Genomic DNA, 18034 nt, shown 5'->3' with positions numbered 1-18034 from the left:
GAGTCGCTCTCAAGAAGGCGCTCGGGCGCCTATGTTGAATATCTCACCGTCCGACGGTTTTCGGCAGAAGGCAAGAGGGGTTGATTACGCTCTCGTCATTGCGAGGAGCGAATGCGACGAAGCAATCCAGACACGGCGCCTGGATTGCTTCGCTACGCTCGCAATGACGGCTTTGGTCTACGCGGCCGGCAGCAATCGCCGCTCGCCGGCCAGCCGCAGCAGCCCGGCCTGCAGTTTCTCGAACGCGCGGACCTCGATCTGGCGGATGCGCTCGCGGCTGACGCCATAGACCTGGCTCAGTTCCTCGAGCGTCTTGGGCTCGTCGGCCAGCCGCCGCTCCATCAGGATGTGGCGCTCGCGGTCGTTCAAGCCGTCCATCGCGCTCATCAGTAGATCGTGGCGAACGCGGGCTTCTTCATCCTCCGCGATGCGCTCGTCCTGCAGCGGGCCGGTGTCGACGAGGAAGTCCTGCCATTGGGCCTCGCCGCCTTCATCGCCCTTGAGCGAGACATTGAGCGAGGTGTCGCCGCCCATGCCCATGCGGCGGTTCATCGACACGACCTCTTCCTCGCTGACACCGAGGTCGGTCGCGATCTTGGTCACGTCGGCGGGCTTGAGGTCGCCTTCTTCGAATGCGTCGATCTGATTCTTCATCCGGCGGAGGTTGAAGAACAGCTTCTTCTGCGCCGCGGTGGTGCCCATTTTCACGAGGCTCCACGAGCGCAGGATGAATTCCTGGATCGAGGCGCGGATCCACCACATCGCATAGGTGGCGAGGCGGAAGCCGCGCTCGGGCTCGAACTTCTTCACGCCCTGCATCAGGCCGATATTGCCTTCGCTGATCAGCTCGCTGACGGGCAAGCCGTAGCCGCGATAGCCCATGGCGATCTTGGCCACGAGCCGAAGGTGCGAATTGACGAGCTTCGCCGCGGCCTCGGTGTCGCCATGCTCGCGCCAGCGCTTGGCGAGCATATATTCTTCCTCGGGAGTGAGGATCGGGAATTTCTTGATCTCGGAGAGATAGCGGTTGAGTCCGGCCTCCCCACCGGACGCGGGGAGCGAGACGATCCGTTTTTGAGTAGCCATTCTAGTCGTCTTTCTCCCTTTGGCAGGGCGGATTGCGCGCCCTAGCGAGTTAAACCTTATACACCAAGTGCCTTGAACAGTTCCTGCATGTCAGCCGGCATGGGACTGGCGAACGACAGCCTGATTTTCGTCACCGGATGAACGAAGCCAAGCTCGGCCGCATGCAGCGCCTGGCGATGAAATCTCAAATCGTTCAACAGCTTGCCGTGCGTCTTTCCGGCACGACCGTAAACCGGATCACCGAGCAGCGGATGGCCGAGCGACGCCATGTGCACGCGCACCTGGTGGGTCCGGCCGGTTTCCAGCCGGCATTCGACCAGCGCCGCGTCGCGCAGCACGTCGAGCCGCTTCCAATGGGTGACCGAGCGCTTGCCCCGCTTGCCTTCGACGATGGCGATCTTCTTGCGGTTGCTGGCCGACCGCGCCAGCGGAGCGTCGACGGTACCCTGGCTGGCCCTGGGCACGCCCGAGACGATGGCGAGATAGCGCCGCTCGATCGAGTGAGCGGCGAATTGCCTCGCCAGCCCTTCATGCGCGACGTCGGTCTTGGCGACGACGAGCAGGCCCGACGTGTCCTTGTCGATGCGGTGCACGATCCCCGGGCGAGCAACCCCGCCGATGCCCGACAGGCTGCCGCCGCAATGGTGCAGCAGGGCATTGACCAGCGTGCCATCGAGATTGCCGGCCGCGGGGTGAACGACGAGGCCGGCGGGCTTGTCGACGACCAGCAAATGCTCGTCCTCGAAAGCGATGGTCAGCGGAATGTCCTGCGGCACATTATGTGCCGGTGCCGGCTCCGGCACCGCGACGCTCAAATGCTCGTCGCCTTTGACCTTGGTCGCGGGGTCGCGGACGGACGTGCCGTAAGCTTCGACCGCGCCGCTGCGGATCAGCGTTTTCAGGCGCTCGCGCGACATGGTCGGAACGGCTGCGGCAAGCGCACGGTCGAGGCGCCAGCCGGCGTGGGCGGGCGCCAGGCGCACATCGATCGTCTGATGACCCCCCATCTTCTCCTGAAATATGGGTTTCATGGCGCCACTGTTCAATGGCAGTGCCGCTCAATCCCCCTTGGGGCCGAGATAATTGTCACCGTAGACGGCTTGCCGGATGTCATGATGGAGCGTTCCATCCCAAGGCTCTTTCTGGGTGAAAAAGAGGACGATCATATCGTTGGCAGGGTCGATCCAGAACAAGGTCGACCACGCCCCGTCCCACCAGAATTCGCCGACCGTCCCCCGGTTTTCGGCCGATTCCTTCGGCTGCCCGGTGCGAACGAAGAAATCGAATCCGAACCCGCCATTGCCCTTGGTGGGCAGCCAGGCGCGCTCGGTGATCTTCGGATCGAGCTGATCGGTGGTCATTAGCTTGACCGTCGACGGCTTGAGGATCCGGACCCCGTCGAGCGTGCCGTGGTTGAGCAACATCCGTGCGAAGCGGAGATAGTCGTTCATCGTCGTCGCGATGCCCGCCCCGCCGCGGGTCAGCTTGCGATCGCTGAAGTTGAAGCGGCGGATGTCGGCGTCGCTCTTGCGGCTGAGCTTGCCATCGGGCCCGGCGGCATAGGCCGCGGCGAGACGGGGATAACGTGCTTCCGGCTGCGTCCAGGCGCTATCTCGCATGCCGAGCGGTTCGAAGACGTGACTGCGCACGTAAGTTTCGAACGGCATGCCGCTAAGCTTCTCGATGAGACGTGCCTGCACATCGACCGCCGGGCTGTAGCGCCATTGCGTGCCCGGATCATAAGCGAGCGGGACGGTTACCAGTTTGCGGCTGAATTGGTCGAGGGTGTTGTCGAGGTTGAGCGGATCAACCTCAGCGAAGATCTTTTCCGCGCCCGCGTCCCCGCCATCGGTCACGAAGCCGGCAGTGTGGCGCATGATGTCGCGGAGCACGATCGGGCGGTCAGGACTCTTGAGGATCGGCTTACCCGCCGAATCCGTGCCGACGAACACTTTGACGTCGGCATATTCAGGCAAATATCTGGCGAGCGGATCGTCGAGGCTGAACCGCCCTTGCTCCCACAGTGTCATCAAAGCGACGCCGGTAACCGGCTTCGTCATCGACCAGACCTGGGTTAGCGTATCGCGCCGGAACGGCCTTTTTGCTTCGCGGTCGGCGTAGCCGGCGGTTCCGAAATAGATCTCGCGTCCGTCCTTCCAGACGAGCGCCGCGGCCCCGGCGATCCGGTCGCTGTCCACCATCTGGCGAAGCGTTCGGTCGATGCGCGACGGAACAAGATGGAATTGCGTTTGCGCCTGAGACGACGGCGTTTTCGCCGGCGCGGGGGTGATCGGGAGGGCAAACGCCAGCGCCGCAGCGATCAAGCGAGCTTTCGTCAACGCGCATCCTCCTTCAGCTGTCGCCGCCAAGACAGCGGAAGCGCCAAGCTTGCGCAAGGTTAAACTCTGGCGCATCCATCGCCACGCGATGAACCCGGTCGATCTCGCCAGTTTGCTTTGCTCGCGGCTCTGCCACGACCTTATGAGCCCGGTCGGTGCGCTCAACAACGGCATTGAGCTCCTCGCCGACGAAACCGATCCCGACATGCGCGAGAAGTGCCTCGAGCTTCTTTCCGACAGCGCCCGGGCCTCGGCTAACAAGCTCAAATTCTTCCGTCTCGCCTTCGGGGCGGCGGGGGGATTCGGCGATGCCGTCGACACGCATGAGGCGCAGGCGGCGCTCGAAGGCGTGTTTGGGGCAGAACGGCGCATCGAGGTCGGCTGGGTCGTGACCGACGGCAAGCTCGCCAAGGGTGCGGTGAAGCTCCTCCTCAATCTCGCGCTCCTGGCCGGGGACGCGCTGGTGAGGGGCGGGCGGCTCGATGTCGGGGCGGAGAGCAGTGACGGCGAGATCGAGCTTGCGGTTCGCGCCGAAGGACCGCGCATCCTGCTTGATCCGGTGCTTCGCGAGACGCTCGAGAAAGGCGCGAGCGGAAATACGGTCGAGCCGCGCGCGGCCGGCGCCTGGCTCGCCCACAGCCTCGCCGCGGAGGCCGGCGGCTCGATCAAATTGTCCGAGCCTTCGAGCGATGTGCTGATGATCGGAGTGACGATTACGGCTACACGCTGAGTTGTGCTGCAAGCTTCGATCAAAGGATTGCTCGCGAAGGAGTATGTCGGCGCAGAGGCTCCGCCGATGGTGTTCACCGGCGTTCGCCCCCCGGCCTATCGACAGGACCATTTGGCCGAAATCGCCGATGCTCGCGCGATGCAACGGGAAGCGCCGTCAGAATCGGGTTTCCTGACCGAGCATGCGTGCGTCCTTCTTCCCCATCAAACGGCGGTTCGCGATTGGGACGCCGACGTCGCCAATGTCTATCGCCCGGAGGTCGCGTCGATCACTCGCGAGCGATTGCTGCCTGGGCGGCGCGTTGAAATCTTTCAGGGGACAAAGGTCGTTACCAGGGGCGGTGGCAAACGGATCTACGGCGAAGGCGTCCATTGCGATGGTCCTCTCACTCCCGATTCCTATGCCACCAATCTTGGCGCGCTGACGACGCCGCAAGCCGAGCTGAACTGGCGCCGGAACTTTGCTCGCGACGAGGTCGCCGGCTTCATGCTCATCAACTTCTGGCGGCCGATCAATATGCGCGAGCCGGTGCGGGACTATCCCCTTGCGCTGTGCGACCCACTGAGTGTCGACCCCGACGACGTCTTTTCGGCACGGATTCCGCGCCTCACCTCGGAGGGGCGCGTGAGCCGCCACCTCGCGCTGCGCTTCAACCCCGGCCAGAGCTGGCGATATTACCCAGCGATGACGACCAATGAGGTCCTCGTGTTCAAGCAGTCCGAGTTCTGGAAGGAAAGTCCGGACGCCGGACCGCGCGCCAACGTTTTCCATACTGCTTTTCGCGATCCCACGGCGCCCCCGGAGGCAGAGCCCAGACGCAGCTGCGAGCACCGGGTCGGAGTTATGATTCTGCGGGACTAGGCCAACGGTCGTAGGGATAACGGCGCGTTAACTCCTGCCCGGCATAAGGCCCTCGAACCAGCGCTTGGGGGACGGTCTCTTCCGATGGACGACCTGATTGCCGATTTCGTAGCCGAATGCCGCGAGATGCTCGAAGCCCTGGGCGGCGAGATCGTCGCCTGGGAGGCCCGGCCGGACGACCGCGCGCGCCTGGATTCGATCTTCCGCTTTGTCCACACCGTCAAAGGCAATTGCGGCTTCTTCGAATTTCCGCGGCTCGAGGCCCTGAGCCACGCCGCCGAGGATGCGCTTGCCGACGTTCGCGCCAACCGCCGCGAGGCCGACGGTGCGCTCGTCAGCGCCGTGCTCGCGATCGTTGACCGAATTGGCGAAATGGTCGCGGCGATCGAGGCGGGGGAGGATTTTCCGGTCGGGGACGACAGCTTGCTGATCGCCGCGCTCGCGCCCGGCGCTGAGGGGCCCGCAACGCCGCTCGCCGCCGCGCTCGAAGGAAATGGCAAGTCTGCTTCCGCGCCGCGCACCATCCGGCTGTCGGTCGAGTTGCTCGACCGTGTCATGAGCACAGTCTCCGACATGGTCCTGGCACGTAACGAGCTCGCGCGTCGTCTCCGGGAGTCGCCGACCGACGTGCCCGTTGATGGCGCCTTCGAGCGCTTGTCATCGATCATCGCCGATATGCGCGATGCAATCACGCGCACGCGCATGCAGCGGATCGAGAACCTGTTCGTCGGCCTCCCGCGCATGGTGCGCGACCTCTGCGCCGAGCTTGGCAAGCAAGTCCTCGTCGACATCGAAGGCGGCGACGTTGAGCTGGATCGCGAGATGATCGAAATGATCCGCGATCCCCTGACGCACATCGTCCGCAACGCGGTCGATCACGGCATCGAGCTTCCCGCCGACCGCCTCAAGTCCGGCAAGCGCGAAATCGGCATACTCTCGGTTTCGGCGCGCCAGTCGGGCAACCAGATCCTGATCGACATCCATGACGACGGTCGCGGAATCGACGGCAGGAAGCTGGTCGACAAGGCGACCGCGTCCGGCTTGCTCGACACGGCCGCCGCCGATGCGCTCAGCCCGCGCGATCAGCTGGCGCTCATCTTCGAGGCCGGACTGTCGACCGCCGATCAAGTCACCGCCATCTCCGGCCGCGGGGTCGGGATGGACGTGGTGCGCTCGAACATCGAGCGCATCGGCGGCATCGTCGAGGTCGACAGCAAGCTCGGCCAAGGCACGCGGATGACGCTCCGCGTGCCGCTGACGCTGACGATCATCCCGGCGCTGACGGTTTCCATCGCCGGCCAGCATTTCGCGATCCCGCGCTCGGCAATCGAGGAAATCGTCCGGGCCAACGGCGAATCCGTGACCTTGGAAAGGGTCGGCGGCGCGGGCGTCGCGACGATCCGCGGTCGCCGCGTGCCGGAAGTCTCACTCGCCGACATCCTCGGCTTGAAGAGCGACGTCCCGGAAACCGACCGCCGGCTCGTCGTGCTTCGTGCCAGCGGCGGCGATGTTTATGCGCTTTCGGTCGACCGCATCCACGATCACGAGGAGCTGGTGGTTAAGCCTGCCGCCCCGGCGGTGATGGCGACCGGACTCTATGCCGGGACTACGTTGGCGGACGACGGCAGCCCGATCCTGCTGTTCGATGCCAACGGGCTCGCCGAGGTCGGCGGAGTCAAGCTGGAAGTACAGGAGCGCGGCTCGCGCATTGCCGAGGCCGCTACCAGCGAAGCGTCGAAGTCGACCGCCGTGCTGCTGTTCCGCGGCCTTGACGGCGGCCGTCGCGCGCTGCGCCTGGCAGTCGTCGATCGCATCGAAGAGGTCGCACCATCGGCGATCCAGGACGCCGCCGGGCAACTGCGCGTCCAGGTCGGCGAAGCCATCCTGCCGCTGGCGGGTGCAACCGCTGCCGAGTTCGGCGAGGGGAAGGTCCGCGTGTTCCGGCTGAACGACGGTGCGCACGAGATCGGATATGCGTTCGCCGAAGTGCTCGACTTCGCAGTGATCGAAAATGACGTCATCCATGCCGCCAGCCCCGGAGAAATTGGCGGCGTGTCCTTGATCAGCGGCGAGCCGGCGGAGATCGTGGACGCACACTGGCTGTTCGCCAATTACGTCGGCGCATCGGCGTGCGCGGGCGAGGCCCCGGTGTGTCGCCTGCCAAGCGACGATCCGTGGATGCAGAACATGCTGCGCCCGATAGTCGAAGCGGCGGGCTATCGCGTCGTCGGCGAGGGCGATGAGCCGGCCGACCTCGTGATTGCCTCGCGCGGTGCCGAAATTTCCGACGATGCGGCCAGGGAGACGATCTGGCTGCGCAGCGAAGCGGAAGCTTCGGGGAAGAAGGACGAGAGTATCTATCGCTATGACCGCGCGGGATTGCTGATGGCCCTTAAGTCAGCCGGCGCGGGGAGGGGCAAGTGAACGAGCTTCTACTAGTCGTGACGATCGCCGGCGAGCGCGTCGCTTTGCCGGCCGCCGCAGTCGAATCCGTCGTCGAGCTGGACACTCTCATTCCGGTGCCGCGCGCCGCTCCGCATGTCGCCGGGCTGTCCGCGTTGCGCAGCCGGGTGCTGACGGTCATCGACTGCATGCGCTCGATCGATCTTGGAACCACCGAATGTTCGAGCGGTATTCGCGAGGCCGTCGTCGTCGAGCTCGACGGCCATCATTACGCGCTCATCGTCGACCTCGTCGAAGACGTTGTCGAAGCTTTGTCCGAGCCGGTTGCGGTGCGGGCCGCAATGGGACCCGGATGGGAACGCATTTCCGAGGGCATGGTCGAGACCGAAAGCGGGCCCCTGCTGGTCGTCGACGTTGCTGCGTTGATCGGCGGCGTCGAGGCCAAGGCAGCTTAATTTCTTCGTTACCCTTAGTGTTTAAAGACTGCGCCAGTCCAAGCGGGAAGCCGAACCAATGAAGAGCTGTTTGATCGTCGATGACTCAAAGGTGATCCGCAAGGTCGCGAGGCACATCCTCGAAACCCTCGAGTTCGAGGTCGAGGAAGCCGGCGACGGCCAGGAGGCCTTGTCGCGCTGCGAGGCCAAGATGCCCGACGTGGTCCTGCTCGACTGGAACATGCCGGTGATGAGCGGCATGGAGTTCCTGAAGATGCTGCGCCAGCGCGGCCATTCCGATCAGCCGAAGGTCGTCTTTTGCACGACCGAGAACGACATGGCGCACATTCGCGCGGCGCTCGAGGCGGGCGCGGACGAATATGTGATGAAACCCTTCGACCGAGAGACGCTTCACATCAAGCTGCAGCTCGTCGGCGTCGCCTGAGTTAGGCGACGTGGAGCGGGCGCTCGCCAGATCGCGGGACCGCCTGCCGGATCCCCGTCCTGCACGCCGCCGCATCCGGCTGATGATCGTCGATGATTCGACGGTCGCCCGGGCGGTGCTGTCGCGGATGATCGAAAGCGATCCGGTATTCGAAATCTCCGCCATCGCAGGCACCGCCGAAGCCGCGATCGAGGCACTTGCCCACATTCGCGTCGATATCATCCTGCTCGACCTGGAGATGCCGGGCGCTGGCGGGCTGAAATCGATGCCGCGCATCATCGCTGCGGCGTCCGGCGCCAAGGTGATGATCGTCTCCTCGCTCGCCGAAGAAGGCGCCGAGCAGACCGTCGCGGCTTTAGCGCTCGGCGCCGCCGACACCCTGCCCAAGCCGGGGACCGGACGGTTCAACGGAAAATTCTCTGAAATCCTGGTCGGCAAGCTCAAGGCGCTGGGTTATGCGCGCGCGCCGGTCATCGCGCCGGTCAACCCAGCGGGACTGGCGCCGGAAGAGTTGCTTCGGCCGATGCCGAGCGATCCGATCGACGTCGTCGCGATCGGTGCGTCGACCGGCGGGATCCACGCGCTCGGCGTGCTGTTCCATGAGCTGCCGCTCAGGATCGGCATTCCAATCCTCGTCACCCAGCATTTGCCGGCGCCGTTCATGCCGGTGTTCGCGCGCCAGCTGAGCATCATGGCGCAGCGCGAGACCCTGGTTGCCGAGGACGGCATGGAGCTTTGCCCCGATCGTATCATTCTTGCTCCCGGTACGGCGCACCTGACGCTCGAGCCGTCACGCCGCGGCGCGTGCGTTCGGCTGAGCTACGGGCCGAGCTCGAGCGGCTGCCTGCCGTCGGTTGACCCGATGCTCGCTTCGGCGGGCGCGATCTTCGGCGAGGGAGCGCTCGGCGTCGTCCTCACGGGAATGGGGCGCGACGGAGTCGAGGGCGCCGCCCAGCTGGTCGCCGACGGCGGCTCGGTACTGGCGCAGGATCAGGCGAGCTGCGCCGTTTGGGGCATGCCGCGCGCGATCCTCGAAGCCGGTCTCGCCAGCGCCGTCCTCGCGCCCGACAAGATCGCGCGGCGGATCGCCGCCCGTACCGAGGAGCAATCCCAGTGCAGCTGAGCGACAGCTCCAGCCGGATCCTTGCCGGATTGCTCGAAGCGCGGACCGGCCAGCAGCTGACCATGAGCCGTCGCTGGCGGATCGAGACTGCGCTTTCGGCACTGCTCCGCGAACGCGGAATCGGCACGCTCGACGAGCTCATCACCATCCTCGTGATGGGGAAAGAGCCGAGCCTGTCGCAGGAGGTGGTCGAAGCCTTGCTCAATAACGAAACCTATTTCTTCCGCGACCGCGCGCCGTTCGACCTTCTCGCGCGCTATGCCTTGCCCGAGCTGTTGCAGCGGCGTGCCAAAAGCAGCCGCGTGCGCATCTGGTCGGCGGGCTGCTCGACGGGTCAGGAAGTCTATTCGCTGGCGATGCTGTTCGCCGACGAGCCCGAGCAATGGCGCGGATGGACGATCGACATCCTGGGAAGCGATGTATCGACCCACTGCATCGATCGGGCGCGGCTAGGGTCGTACAGCCAGTTCGAGGTCCAGCGCGGGCTCGGCATCAACCAGATGATCAAGTGGTTTGAAGAGACGTCCGATGGCTGGCGCGCGGCCGAAGCGCTGCGCCGGCCGATCCGGTTCCAGGTCCACAATCTGCTTGAGCCGTTCCCCCATCCCGGCGACTTCGATATCGTGCTGTGCCGCAATGTCCTGCTCTATCTCAGTCCCGAGAAGAAGGCGTTGGCCTTCGACCGCCTGGCCGGGGCGATGGCCGAAGACGGCTGGCTGATGCTGGGCGCCGGGGAAACGGTGATCGGCCAGAGCAGCAAGCTTGGGGCGGACATCAAGGCGCGGGGGCTATACCGCCTGACCGGCGATGGGACGCGAATCGAGAAACGCGCCGCCGACCGCCGCGCCGCATCCGGGGCTTGACCCAAGCGCCATAGCTGTGCGCCATTGCGGCGCCATGGACATGGATTTCATCGAGCGGCCGTCGCCCAATTTCGACGAGCGCCTGCTGCCGGTCTCGATGATCGTTCTCCATTACACCGGCATGCCCGACGCCGGCGGGGCGCTCGATCGCCTGACCTCGCCCGAGGCCGGGGTCTCCTGCCACTATCTCGTCGACGAGGATGGCACCGTCTATCGTCTCGTCGACGAAGCCAATCGCGCATGGCACGCGGGCAAGTCGCGCTGGCGCGGGGTCGCCGACGTCAATTCCGCCAGCGTCGGCATCGAGATCGTCAATCCGGGCCACGAGTTCGGCTACCGCGAATTTCCCGACGAGCAGATCGCCTCGGTCATTCCATTGGTCGCCGACATCAAGGAGCGCCACGGCATCGGCCGCGGCAACGTTGTGGGGCATTCCGACGTCGCTCCGGCGCGCAAGGAGGACCCGGGCGAGCTGTTCCCGTGGTGGGAGCTGGCCAAGCGCAGGCTCGCTCTGCCGAGCCCCTCGCGCGACCTCATCGATCCCTTCTGGACCGACGCGGGCTTCCTGCTCGCGCTGGAGCGCTTCGGCTATGACGTGACCGACGAGCAGAAGGCGGTGATCGCCTTCCAGCGCCGCTTCCGCCCCGACCTCATCGACGGGATCATCGACGGCGAGTGTCGGGCGAAGTTGCTGGCGTTGTTGCTGCCGAGGCCGCAGTAGGGAGCGATAGTCAGTTGCCAATGTCTGCGTTCGACCCGTTGCAGACATTAGCGCCGCTATCGTAGCGAGGACGAATGAGCCTAGCTTTCCGCCGCTTTGCTGCGGCTCTCGTCTGTATTTGCGTCCCGCTCACCCTAACCGGGTGTCGGGTTACGCGGCCAGACCAAGAAAACTTCGTGTTGAACACGAGCAAAGTTCCAGTCGAGCGTTTCCTGGACGCTCTCTCAAACCGCTTGTCTGGGGCATGGGAGCCATCGGATTATGCGCCTCCGGATGCTGACCGGAGCAAAATGTATACTCTAGAGGCAAGCGGCGTGACCGTGGTTCTGTCCCCGATGCCTCGCGACAGGTGTAATCCGAACGGTCCGCACCATTTAAGCTACGACCGAGCGTATCGCTTGGATTTTGTTTATCGCACGTCTGCCCCGCCAAAGCGTGAGGCGGCAAAGCGTAAGCTCTTTGCGGCCGCCTCGGATGTTGGTGAGCGCCTTGTCAGGTTCGAGGAATGCCCCGACTAAGGTCCGCTCTCCACCCAAAGCAGACATTGGGAACCTGACTCGCAACGGTCGGGCCATTCCCCTATATCCCGCTCGCCAGAGGGCCGGGCGGCCGCGGCGGGGACTTGTCTCCGGCGAGGAAAGTCCGGGCTCCACGGAACAACGGTGCCGGGTAACGCCCGGCGGTGCGCCGCTAGCTTCGGCGAAGGCGCATCAGGGACAGTGCCACAGAAAGGACACCGCCCGGCTTCGGACGGGTAAGGTCGAAAGGGTGCGGCAAGAGCGCACCGCGGTCGCGGCAACGGGATCGGCACGGTAAACCCCACCGGGTGCAAGACCGAATAGGGGCGACATATGGGCCTGTTCCGGCTCGTCGCCCGGGTTGGTTGCTTGAGGGGCGGGGCGACTCGTCTCCTAGAGGAATGGCCGCACAGTCTCGCCCACAAGGCGCGATGGACAGAACCCGGCTTACAGGCCCTCTGGCATCATTTTCGTCATTGCGACCCCGCACCCTGATGCGGGCGAAGCAATCCAGACGGCGCAAATGGATTGCTTCGTCGCCTTGCTCCTCGCAATGACGGCAAAAGGATTCGAATGGCCAAGCACAAACGATCGGACGACTGGGGATTTCCGCGCTGGCGCTCTTATGGCGACAAGAGCCGCTCGGCCGCGCGGATTCGGCTGTGTGACCGCGAAGGCTGCAATGAGATCGGCGACCGGCCCGCGCCCAAGGCGCCGCACAGTTCCGACCGCTGGTATTTCTGCGAGGCGCACGCCGCCGAATACAACAAGAACTGGAATTATTTCGCCGGGCTAAGCCCCGAAGAGGCGGCGCGGCGCGCCGCCGACGAGGAGCTTGGGGCGAAGGGATTTCGCCAGTCCGCCCAATGGCAATGGGCGGGGCCGGGCGACGGCACGCGAAGCCGCGACGAGATGCGCGCCCTCGATGCCCTGGAGCTGGAGCCCGACGCCGATTTCAAGGCGGTCAAGGCGGCCCATCGGCGGCTGGTGAAGGAAACGCATCCGGACGCCAATCCCGGCGACCACGAGGCGGCCAAGCGGTTCAAGCAGGTGCAGGCGGCTTACGACGTCCTCAAAAAGGCCGAGGAGCGGAACAGCGGGAAGACGACGGTCGGTTAACGCGTCCGTGGCTTGGCGGGCTTCGTCCGCCGGTCGCCCTGCCGGCGATCGCTCCGCCGCCGTTCCGCCTGTCCCCGTCGCGGGACATCGACCTTGCGCCGTTCACTCGAGCGGCGATCGTTCTCGCGACGATCGCCAGGCTTTCCGTCCGGGCGCGGCAGCTGCCCGACGTCGATGGTCACTGCCTCGGCGTCAAAGCCCGTTTCGCCGAGCCGTGCCTTGGCCGCGGTGATGATCAGCGGCAGATGAGTCCTGACGAATTCGCAGCGGTCGCTTTCGGTCAGGTCCTTGGCCTGGTCGAAGCCAAGGAAGGCGCCGATGGCCTCATGCGAAACGCACAGGGCGCGGATTTTGCCGTCGATCCAGATGTCGACGAGCGTGTCGGTACCAATCGTTCGTATTGAGTCGTTTTCCAATCAACTTCCCCAGCCGTACTCCTCAGGCGGCCGCAGCGTAGCGCTCCGCGGTCGCTTTCACGAGAGCAATCATGTTGGGAACGCCTTGCGTGCGGTTGGCGCTGAGGTGCCTGGCGAGCTCGAACGGAGCGAGGAGGTCGGCAACATCCATTCGGGCCACTTCCGCCGCGGGCTTATCCTGCACCGATGACAGGATCAGCGCGACAATGCCCTTGGTGATCGCGGCGTTGCTGTCGGCGAGGAAATGCAGCCGCCCGTCCGCGGCGGTCGGATAAACCCAGACCGAAGCCGAGCAGCCGCGTACCTTGGTCGCGTCGGTCTTGAGCGCCTCGGGCATCGGTTCGAGCTGGCGGCCAAGGTCGATCAGCAGCCGGTAGCGGTCCTCGGCATCGACGAGCTGATATTCCTCGAGAATGTCTTTGAGCGCGGGCAGCGGCATGCGCCTGCCCTAACACCGGGGCAGCGCGGTCACTAGCGATCGCGTAGCTGCTCGATTTCGCGAGACAGGCTGTTTTCCTTTTCGACCGTGATCCGCTCGATCACCTTGAGGCGCTCCTTTAGCTCTTTCACCTCGTCCCGAAGGCGCAGGTTTTCGGCCTGTTCCCCGGCGCTCACCTCGCCGCCGCGACGGCCGTGCCGGCCATAGCCGAACCTCGCGCGGATAATCGAGGCCACCATAACGATCGCGACAATGAGAACCGCCGTGAGTTGTCCGCCGTCCATTAGGCTTTGTCCTCCACCCCGATATTATCGCGCTCCCGAATGTCCGACAGGGCTGGAAGACCGCTCACCCCTTTGCCCTAGCATCGCTAGCGGTCGCGGAGCGACTCGATTTCCTTGGCCAGGCTGTTCTCTTTTTCGATCGTGATCCGCTCCAGGACGGTGATCCGTTCCTTGAGCTGTTTCACTTCCTCGCGCAGGCGCAAAGTCTCGGCACGCTCTTCGGGACTGACGCCCGCGGGCGCACCACCGCGTCGATGATAGCCGTACCGCGCGCGGAGGACTGACCCGATCATCACCGCGACCACGATCACCGCAACCATCTCAAAAGGATTCATCGAATTTCTTCTCCGCTCTCGATCCGCTTGTGCTCACGCAACGCCTCGATTTGGGCGGCCGTCTGGGCGCCTCCGTCGGTGGCGATCTGCTCGAGGACTCGGACACGCTGCTCGAGCTCCATCGTGCGCGACGCATATTGTGCGGCTTTTTCCGCTGCCAACCCCGCTTCGACCTCGAGCTTCTTTTCGCGGAGGCGAAAGAAGCGGTTTCCGATCACCATCAGCATGATCACGGGGAGCCCGATGACGATCAGCGCGACCATCACTTCGCCGGGGCCGATCATGCGCGGCCAGCCTTGCCGTGCGCGAGGGAATCAATCTCCTGAGCCAGCCGTGTCGGCTCGTCGGTCACGATTCGCTCGATGTTTTCCAGCCGGTCCTTGACCGACCCGAGCTCGGCGCGGAGCTGGGCATTCTCAGTCGTGAGGAGGCGGATCCTCTCCGCTGCCTCGCTGTCGGTCTTGGGATGCATCGGCATCCCCCAGCTGTTGGACAGCGGATAGCCGTTCTTGATCTTGAGCCAGGTGGAAAATACCGCGCCGCCGACGCTGAAGGCGACGATCGCGGCGACCCACGGCAGTATGTCAATGACGAAGTTGAAGACTTGCTGGACGTCCTGATCCATTGAGTTGTGCCCCTTCCTGGTGGTTCAGCGAAGCTGGTCGATTTCACGAGCGAGCGAACGATTTTCGGTGGTTACATAGCTTTCGATGTCGGCCAGGCGCCGGTCGAGGTCGCGGAAGCGTGAGCGGATGTCGCGCGCGCTCCGGGCCGGTGAGGCGCGGACGCCTTGCCAAAAGCGCGTTTCCTCGCGGTCGGAATAGTCGAGCTCGCGCGGCTTCACCGGCGCAATCCAGCCGGCGATGAAATAGATCGGCAGGATGGAACCGCTGCTGAGGAACAGTGCGGCGATCATGCAAATCCGGACCAGGCTCACGTCGAAGCCCGTATAATCGGCGATCCCGGCACAGACGCCCATGACCTTGCCGTGGCGCTTGTCGCGATAGAAGCGGGTGCGGCTGGCCGGCTGCTCGGTCAAATAACCGCGGTCGGACCGGTCCGAAGAAATGGGGTAGCGATCGTCCGCCATTTTATTCTCCGTCCGCCAGCAGGCGCTGGTTCTCGCGGCCCGGGAGGCACTGCTGACGCCAGTCTGGATTTTCCGCGGTCATGATCCGCTCGATCGTGCACAGGCGGTCGTCAAGCCTTCGCGCGACATCGTGCAGCTCATCGAGCAGTTGCTCGTCGCCTGACGTCAACGTCTTCGCCTGCTTCCATTTGGTGATGTAGTGAAACACTAGCCACGGAAACCCAAGGCAGCAGGTGAGGATGGCGATCGCACCAACCAAATATCCGAGAACATCATCCATAAAGTCTTATTTTCCCTTCGCTTTGAGCGCGGCCTTCATCGCCTCCAGCTCGGCATCGACCGACTCGCTCGCCCTTAGTTCTGCAATCTCTTCCTCGAGGCTCTTCGGCCCCGTCATTCCCAGTGCGTCCGCGCGGCCCTCGGCGAAGTCGGCGCGGCGCTCGAGCACCTCGAAGCGCGAAAAGGCGTCCTCGGTGCGATTGCCGTTCATGATCTCGCGCGCCTTGGCTCGCGTCACCGCGCTTTCGAACCGAGTCGAGATCGCGTTCTGGCGCGCGCGCGCTTCACGCAGCTTGCCCTGCAGCTTGGCGATGTCCGCCTCATAATCCTTGAGGGTGCCGTCGATGACACCGATTTCCTGGCGCAGGCCGTCGGCCATGTCCGCCGCTTTCTGGCGCTCCATCAACGCTGCCTTGGCAAGGTCCTCGCGCTCCTTGCTGAGCGCGAGCTCGGCCTTTTCGGTCCAGCTCGACTGGAGTTCGTCGAGCCGCATCAGGGCCCGCCGCATTTCCTTGCCGTCGGCGATGCAGCGCGCCGCAGACGAGCGCACTTCGACCAACGTCTCCTCCATCTCGAGGATGACCATCCGGATCATCTTCGCCGGATCTTCGGAGCGGTCGAGCAGCTCCGTGATATTGGCCGCGAAAATATCGCGCGACCGGGAAAAAATACCCATTCCAGCACTCCGCATTCACAAATCAGGACCCTGTACCTGCCATTTACCATTCAAAAGGCGTGCCAAAACGCAAGAAACGCCAAACATGCTGAATTTTCCGATTTTTAAGTGTGAAATCAGCATGAAAATCCTTGCCAAATCATGGGATTTGCCACCAACAGTCGGTCAGATTTCTGATCGAAAGACAAAATGGAGCGGGCCGAACAATTCATCGGGCAAAGCCTGGCGTTCCTCGACGCGGTCGAGCGGGCGAGCCGGGCCGCGCCGCTCAACCGGCCGGCGCTCGTCGTCGGCGAGCGCGGCACCGGCAAGGAGCTGATCGCGGAACGCCTTCATCACCTGTCGCAGCGCTGGGCCGGGCCGCTGATCGTCATGAATTGCGCGGCGCTTCCCGAAAACCTGATCGAGGCGGAGCTGTTCGGACATGAGGCGGGCAGCTTTACGGGCGCCGCCAAGACCCGCCACGGGCGGTTCGAGGAAGCCGACGGCGGCACCTTGTTCCTCGATGAGCTCGGGACGTTGTCGATGGCGGCCCAGGACCGCCTCCTGCGCGCCGTCGAATATGGTGAAATCACCCGCATCGGCGCGTCGAGGCCGATCGCGGTCGACGTCCGTATCGTCGCGGCGACCAACGAAAGCTTGCCCGCCCAGGTCGACAAGGGGAAGTTTCGGGCCGACCTGCTCGATCGCCTGTCGTTCGAGGTCATCACCTTGCCGCCCCTGCGCTCGCGCGAGGAAGACATTCCATTGCTCGCGGAGCACTTCGGGCGGCGCATGGGCGTCGAGCTCGACTGGCCCAACTGGCCGGGATTCAGCCCGCGCGCGATGGCCGAGCTCGAGGCCTATCACTGGCCGGGAAATGTCCGCGAGCTCCGCAACGTCGTCGAGCGCGCCGTCTACCGGCACGAGGACCCCGAGCGGCCGGTCGAGGAGATCGTCTTCGATCCCTTTCATTCGCCGTGGGCGCCGCGCGCGGCAGCCCAGGCTTATGTAGGGCCGGCACGACTGGTCGAGGACGAGACCGCGGCCGATGCCGACCTGCCGGGCGCGACACCGGTCCCGGCGCCGGCCTCGACCAGTGATTTTCGGTCAGCGGTCGCGGAATATGAGCGCGCGCTGCTCGAGGACGCGCTGAAGCGCAACCGCTTCAACCAGCGCGCGACCGCCGTCGCGCTGGGCCTCAGCTATGACCAGCTTCGTCATGCCTTGAAGCGGCATAAGCTTCACGATTCTTCGGCATAAACGCCGAATTCGCTTTCAAAACGCTCAGGAAACGATCTTCCGCCCGTGGTATGATGCGACGGCAGAATCCACGGAGGTCGTTATGAAAGCGCTGACTTTTTGTACCGGCACTATTCTTGTCGCCGGTCTGTCTATTGCACCGGCCCAAGCCAGCACGTTCAGCGTCGGAAGCCGCGCCGCCACCTGCTATGCGGCATCGCAAAGCTACAGCGTCCGGTCGGGCGAGCTCGACAATTGCACGGCTGCCCTGGATCAGGAGCCGCTGAGCTTTGAAGACCGCGTCGCAACGCTCGTCAATCGCGGCATCGTTCGCATGAATCTCGGCGACAATGCCGGCGCCGATCGCGATTTCGACACCGCGCTGTCGATGGACCGGAACGAGGCCGAAGCCTATCTCAACAAGGGCTTGCTGCGGCTACGCCAGGACAAGCCGAGCGAAGCCATGCCGCTCATCCAGCGCGCGATCGAGGCGCATACGATCCGCCCCGCATTGGCGCTTTACGCGCGCGGCGTCGCGCATGAGATGATGGGCGATCTCAAGGCGGCCTTCACGGATCTCAGCCAGGCGCGCGACATGGCGCCGGGCTGGAAGCTGCCGGCCGAGCAGCTGGCGCGCTACCGGGTTCACTGA

23 protein-coding genes and 1 other RNA gene are annotated in these 18034 nt (G+C 64.4%); 12 read left to right on the top strand and 12 right to left on the bottom strand.

The features are described 5' to 3' along the window. Positions 1-177: 177 nt before the first annotated feature. Genes rpoH through N539_RS0114275 form a run of 3 tightly spaced genes read right to left on the bottom strand, consistent with a single transcriptional unit; the run spans position 178 to position 3425 of the window. Entirely contained in the window at positions 178-1086 is a 909-nt protein-coding gene (gene rpoH, locus N539_RS0114285) for an RNA polymerase sigma factor RpoH (protein ID WP_028970814.1), read from the bottom strand. Between the two features lie 56 nt (positions 1087-1142). After that, positions 1143-2117, bottom strand: a complete 975-nt coding sequence (locus N539_RS0114280) for an RluA family pseudouridine synthase (RefSeq protein WP_443027626.1) — start codon at positions 2115-2117, stop codon at positions 1143-1145. 27 nt (positions 2118-2144) lie between these two features. Further along, positions 2145-3425: a serine hydrolase domain-containing protein gene (locus tag N539_RS0114275; protein WP_028970812.1), complete on the bottom strand. Its 1281-nt coding sequence runs from the start codon at positions 3423-3425 to the stop codon at positions 2145-2147. Positions 3426-3513: 88 nt separating this feature from the next. Between N539_RS0114275 and N539_RS0114270 the strand changes: the two genes are divergently transcribed. From N539_RS0114270 to N539_RS0114230, 10 genes are all read left to right on the top strand, one after another. Then, positions 3514-4155, top strand: coding sequence for a histidine phosphotransferase family protein (locus N539_RS0114270; RefSeq protein WP_028970811.1), 642 nt, complete (start codon positions 3514-3516; stop codon positions 4153-4155). A gap of 3 nt (positions 4156-4158) precedes the next feature. Further along, positions 4159-5016, top strand: a complete 858-nt coding sequence (locus N539_RS18000) for a CmcJ/NvfI family oxidoreductase (protein ID WP_028970810.1) — start codon at positions 4159-4161, stop codon at positions 5014-5016. 84 nt (positions 5017-5100) lie between these two features. Beyond that, positions 5101-7440, top strand: coding sequence for a chemotaxis protein CheA (locus N539_RS0114260; RefSeq protein WP_028970809.1), 2340 nt, complete (start codon positions 5101-5103; stop codon positions 7438-7440). Next, a complete protein-coding gene (locus N539_RS0114255; RefSeq protein ID WP_028970808.1) occupies positions 7437-7874 on the top strand; it encodes a chemotaxis protein CheW in 438 nt (145 codons plus the stop codon). Before N539_RS0114260 ends, N539_RS0114255 begins: the two co-directional genes overlap by 4 nt. Before the next feature lie 58 nt (positions 7875-7932). Continuing rightward, positions 7933-8298, top strand: a complete 366-nt coding sequence (locus N539_RS0114250; RefSeq protein ID WP_028970807.1) for a response regulator — start codon at positions 7933-7935, stop codon at positions 8296-8298. Positions 8299-8380: 82 nt separating this feature from the next. Continuing rightward, the gene (gene cheB / locus N539_RS0114245; RefSeq protein ID WP_028970806.1) at positions 8381-9421 is read left to right on the top strand and encodes a chemotaxis-specific protein-glutamate methyltransferase CheB; all 1041 of its coding nucleotides are present in this window, start codon (positions 8381-8383) and stop codon (positions 9419-9421) included. Continuing rightward, the gene (locus N539_RS17330) at positions 9412-10284 is read left to right on the top strand and encodes a CheR family methyltransferase (protein WP_231463084.1); all 873 of its coding nucleotides are present in this window, start codon (positions 9412-9414) and stop codon (positions 10282-10284) included. The genes cheB and N539_RS17330 overlap by 10 nt, the downstream gene beginning before the upstream one ends. Before the next feature lie 40 nt (positions 10285-10324). Beyond that, a complete protein-coding gene (locus N539_RS0114235) occupies positions 10325-11005 on the top strand; it encodes an N-acetylmuramoyl-L-alanine amidase (protein ID WP_028970805.1) in 681 nt (226 codons plus the stop codon). Positions 11006-11598: 593 nt separating this feature from the next. After that, positions 11599-11989: RNase P RNA component class A (gene rnpB, locus N539_RS18005), an RNA gene on the top strand. 107 nt (positions 11990-12096) lie between these two features. After that, positions 12097-12642, top strand: a complete 546-nt coding sequence (locus N539_RS0114230; RefSeq protein WP_028970804.1) for a J domain-containing protein — start codon at positions 12097-12099, stop codon at positions 12640-12642. On the opposite strand, the gene N539_RS0114225 is transcribed toward N539_RS0114230, so the two are convergent. The 9 genes from N539_RS0114225 to pspA form a co-directional block, all read right to left on the bottom strand. Further along, a complete protein-coding gene (locus N539_RS0114225; protein WP_028970803.1) occupies positions 12639-13058 on the bottom strand; it encodes a hypothetical protein in 420 nt (139 codons plus the stop codon). The two genes, N539_RS0114230 and N539_RS0114225, sit on opposite strands and share 4 nt — an antisense overlap. A 22-nt stretch (positions 13059-13080) precedes the next feature. Continuing rightward, complete coding sequence (locus tag N539_RS0114220) at positions 13081-13497, bottom strand: SufE family protein (RefSeq protein ID WP_037552803.1); 417 nt, start codon at positions 13495-13497, stop codon at positions 13081-13083. A 32-nt stretch (positions 13498-13529) separates the two neighbouring features. Then, positions 13530-13781, bottom strand: coding sequence for a hypothetical protein (locus tag N539_RS0114215; RefSeq protein WP_028970801.1), 252 nt, complete (start codon positions 13779-13781; stop codon positions 13530-13532). Positions 13782-13867: 86 nt separating this feature from the next. After that, complete coding sequence (locus N539_RS0114210) at positions 13868-14116, bottom strand: hypothetical protein (protein WP_028970800.1); 249 nt, start codon at positions 14114-14116, stop codon at positions 13868-13870. Continuing rightward, on the bottom strand, positions 14113-14400 hold the full coding sequence (locus N539_RS17325; RefSeq protein ID WP_051531841.1) for a hypothetical protein: 288 nt from the start codon (positions 14398-14400) through the stop codon (positions 14113-14115). The genes N539_RS0114210 and N539_RS17325 overlap by 4 nt, the downstream gene beginning before the upstream one ends. Next, positions 14397-14741, bottom strand: a complete 345-nt coding sequence (locus tag N539_RS0114200; protein ID WP_028970799.1) for a hypothetical protein — start codon at positions 14739-14741, stop codon at positions 14397-14399. The genes N539_RS17325 and N539_RS0114200 overlap by 4 nt, the downstream gene beginning before the upstream one ends. Positions 14742-14765: 24 nt before the next feature. Further along, positions 14766-15095, bottom strand: coding sequence for an envelope stress response membrane protein PspC (gene pspC / locus N539_RS0114195; protein WP_051531878.1), 330 nt, complete (start codon positions 15093-15095; stop codon positions 14766-14768). A gap of 112 nt (positions 15096-15207) precedes the next feature. Continuing rightward, positions 15208-15486, bottom strand: coding sequence for an envelope stress response membrane protein PspB (gene pspB / locus N539_RS0114190; protein WP_028970797.1), 279 nt, complete (start codon positions 15484-15486; stop codon positions 15208-15210). A 6-nt stretch (positions 15487-15492) separates the two neighbouring features. Continuing rightward, positions 15493-16161, bottom strand: a complete 669-nt coding sequence (gene pspA, locus N539_RS0114185; RefSeq protein WP_028970796.1) for a phage shock protein PspA — start codon at positions 16159-16161, stop codon at positions 15493-15495. Positions 16162-16350: 189 nt separating this feature from the next. Between pspA and pspF the strand changes: the two genes are divergently transcribed. Further along, positions 16351-17403: a phage shock protein operon transcriptional activator gene (gene pspF, locus N539_RS0114180; RefSeq protein WP_028970795.1), complete on the top strand. Its 1053-nt coding sequence runs from the start codon at positions 16351-16353 to the stop codon at positions 17401-17403. A gap of 82 nt (positions 17404-17485) precedes the next feature. Further along, on the top strand, positions 17486-18034 hold the full coding sequence (locus N539_RS0114175) for a tetratricopeptide repeat protein (RefSeq protein WP_028970794.1): 549 nt from the start codon (positions 17486-17488) through the stop codon (positions 18032-18034).

The sequence above is a fragment of the Sphingomonas sp. URHD0057 genome (assembly GCF_000620665.1).
Taxonomy (GTDB): Bacteria; Pseudomonadota; Alphaproteobacteria; order Sphingomonadales; family Sphingomonadaceae; genus Sphingomicrobium.
This window is presented reverse-complemented; position numbering and strand designations above follow the sequence as displayed.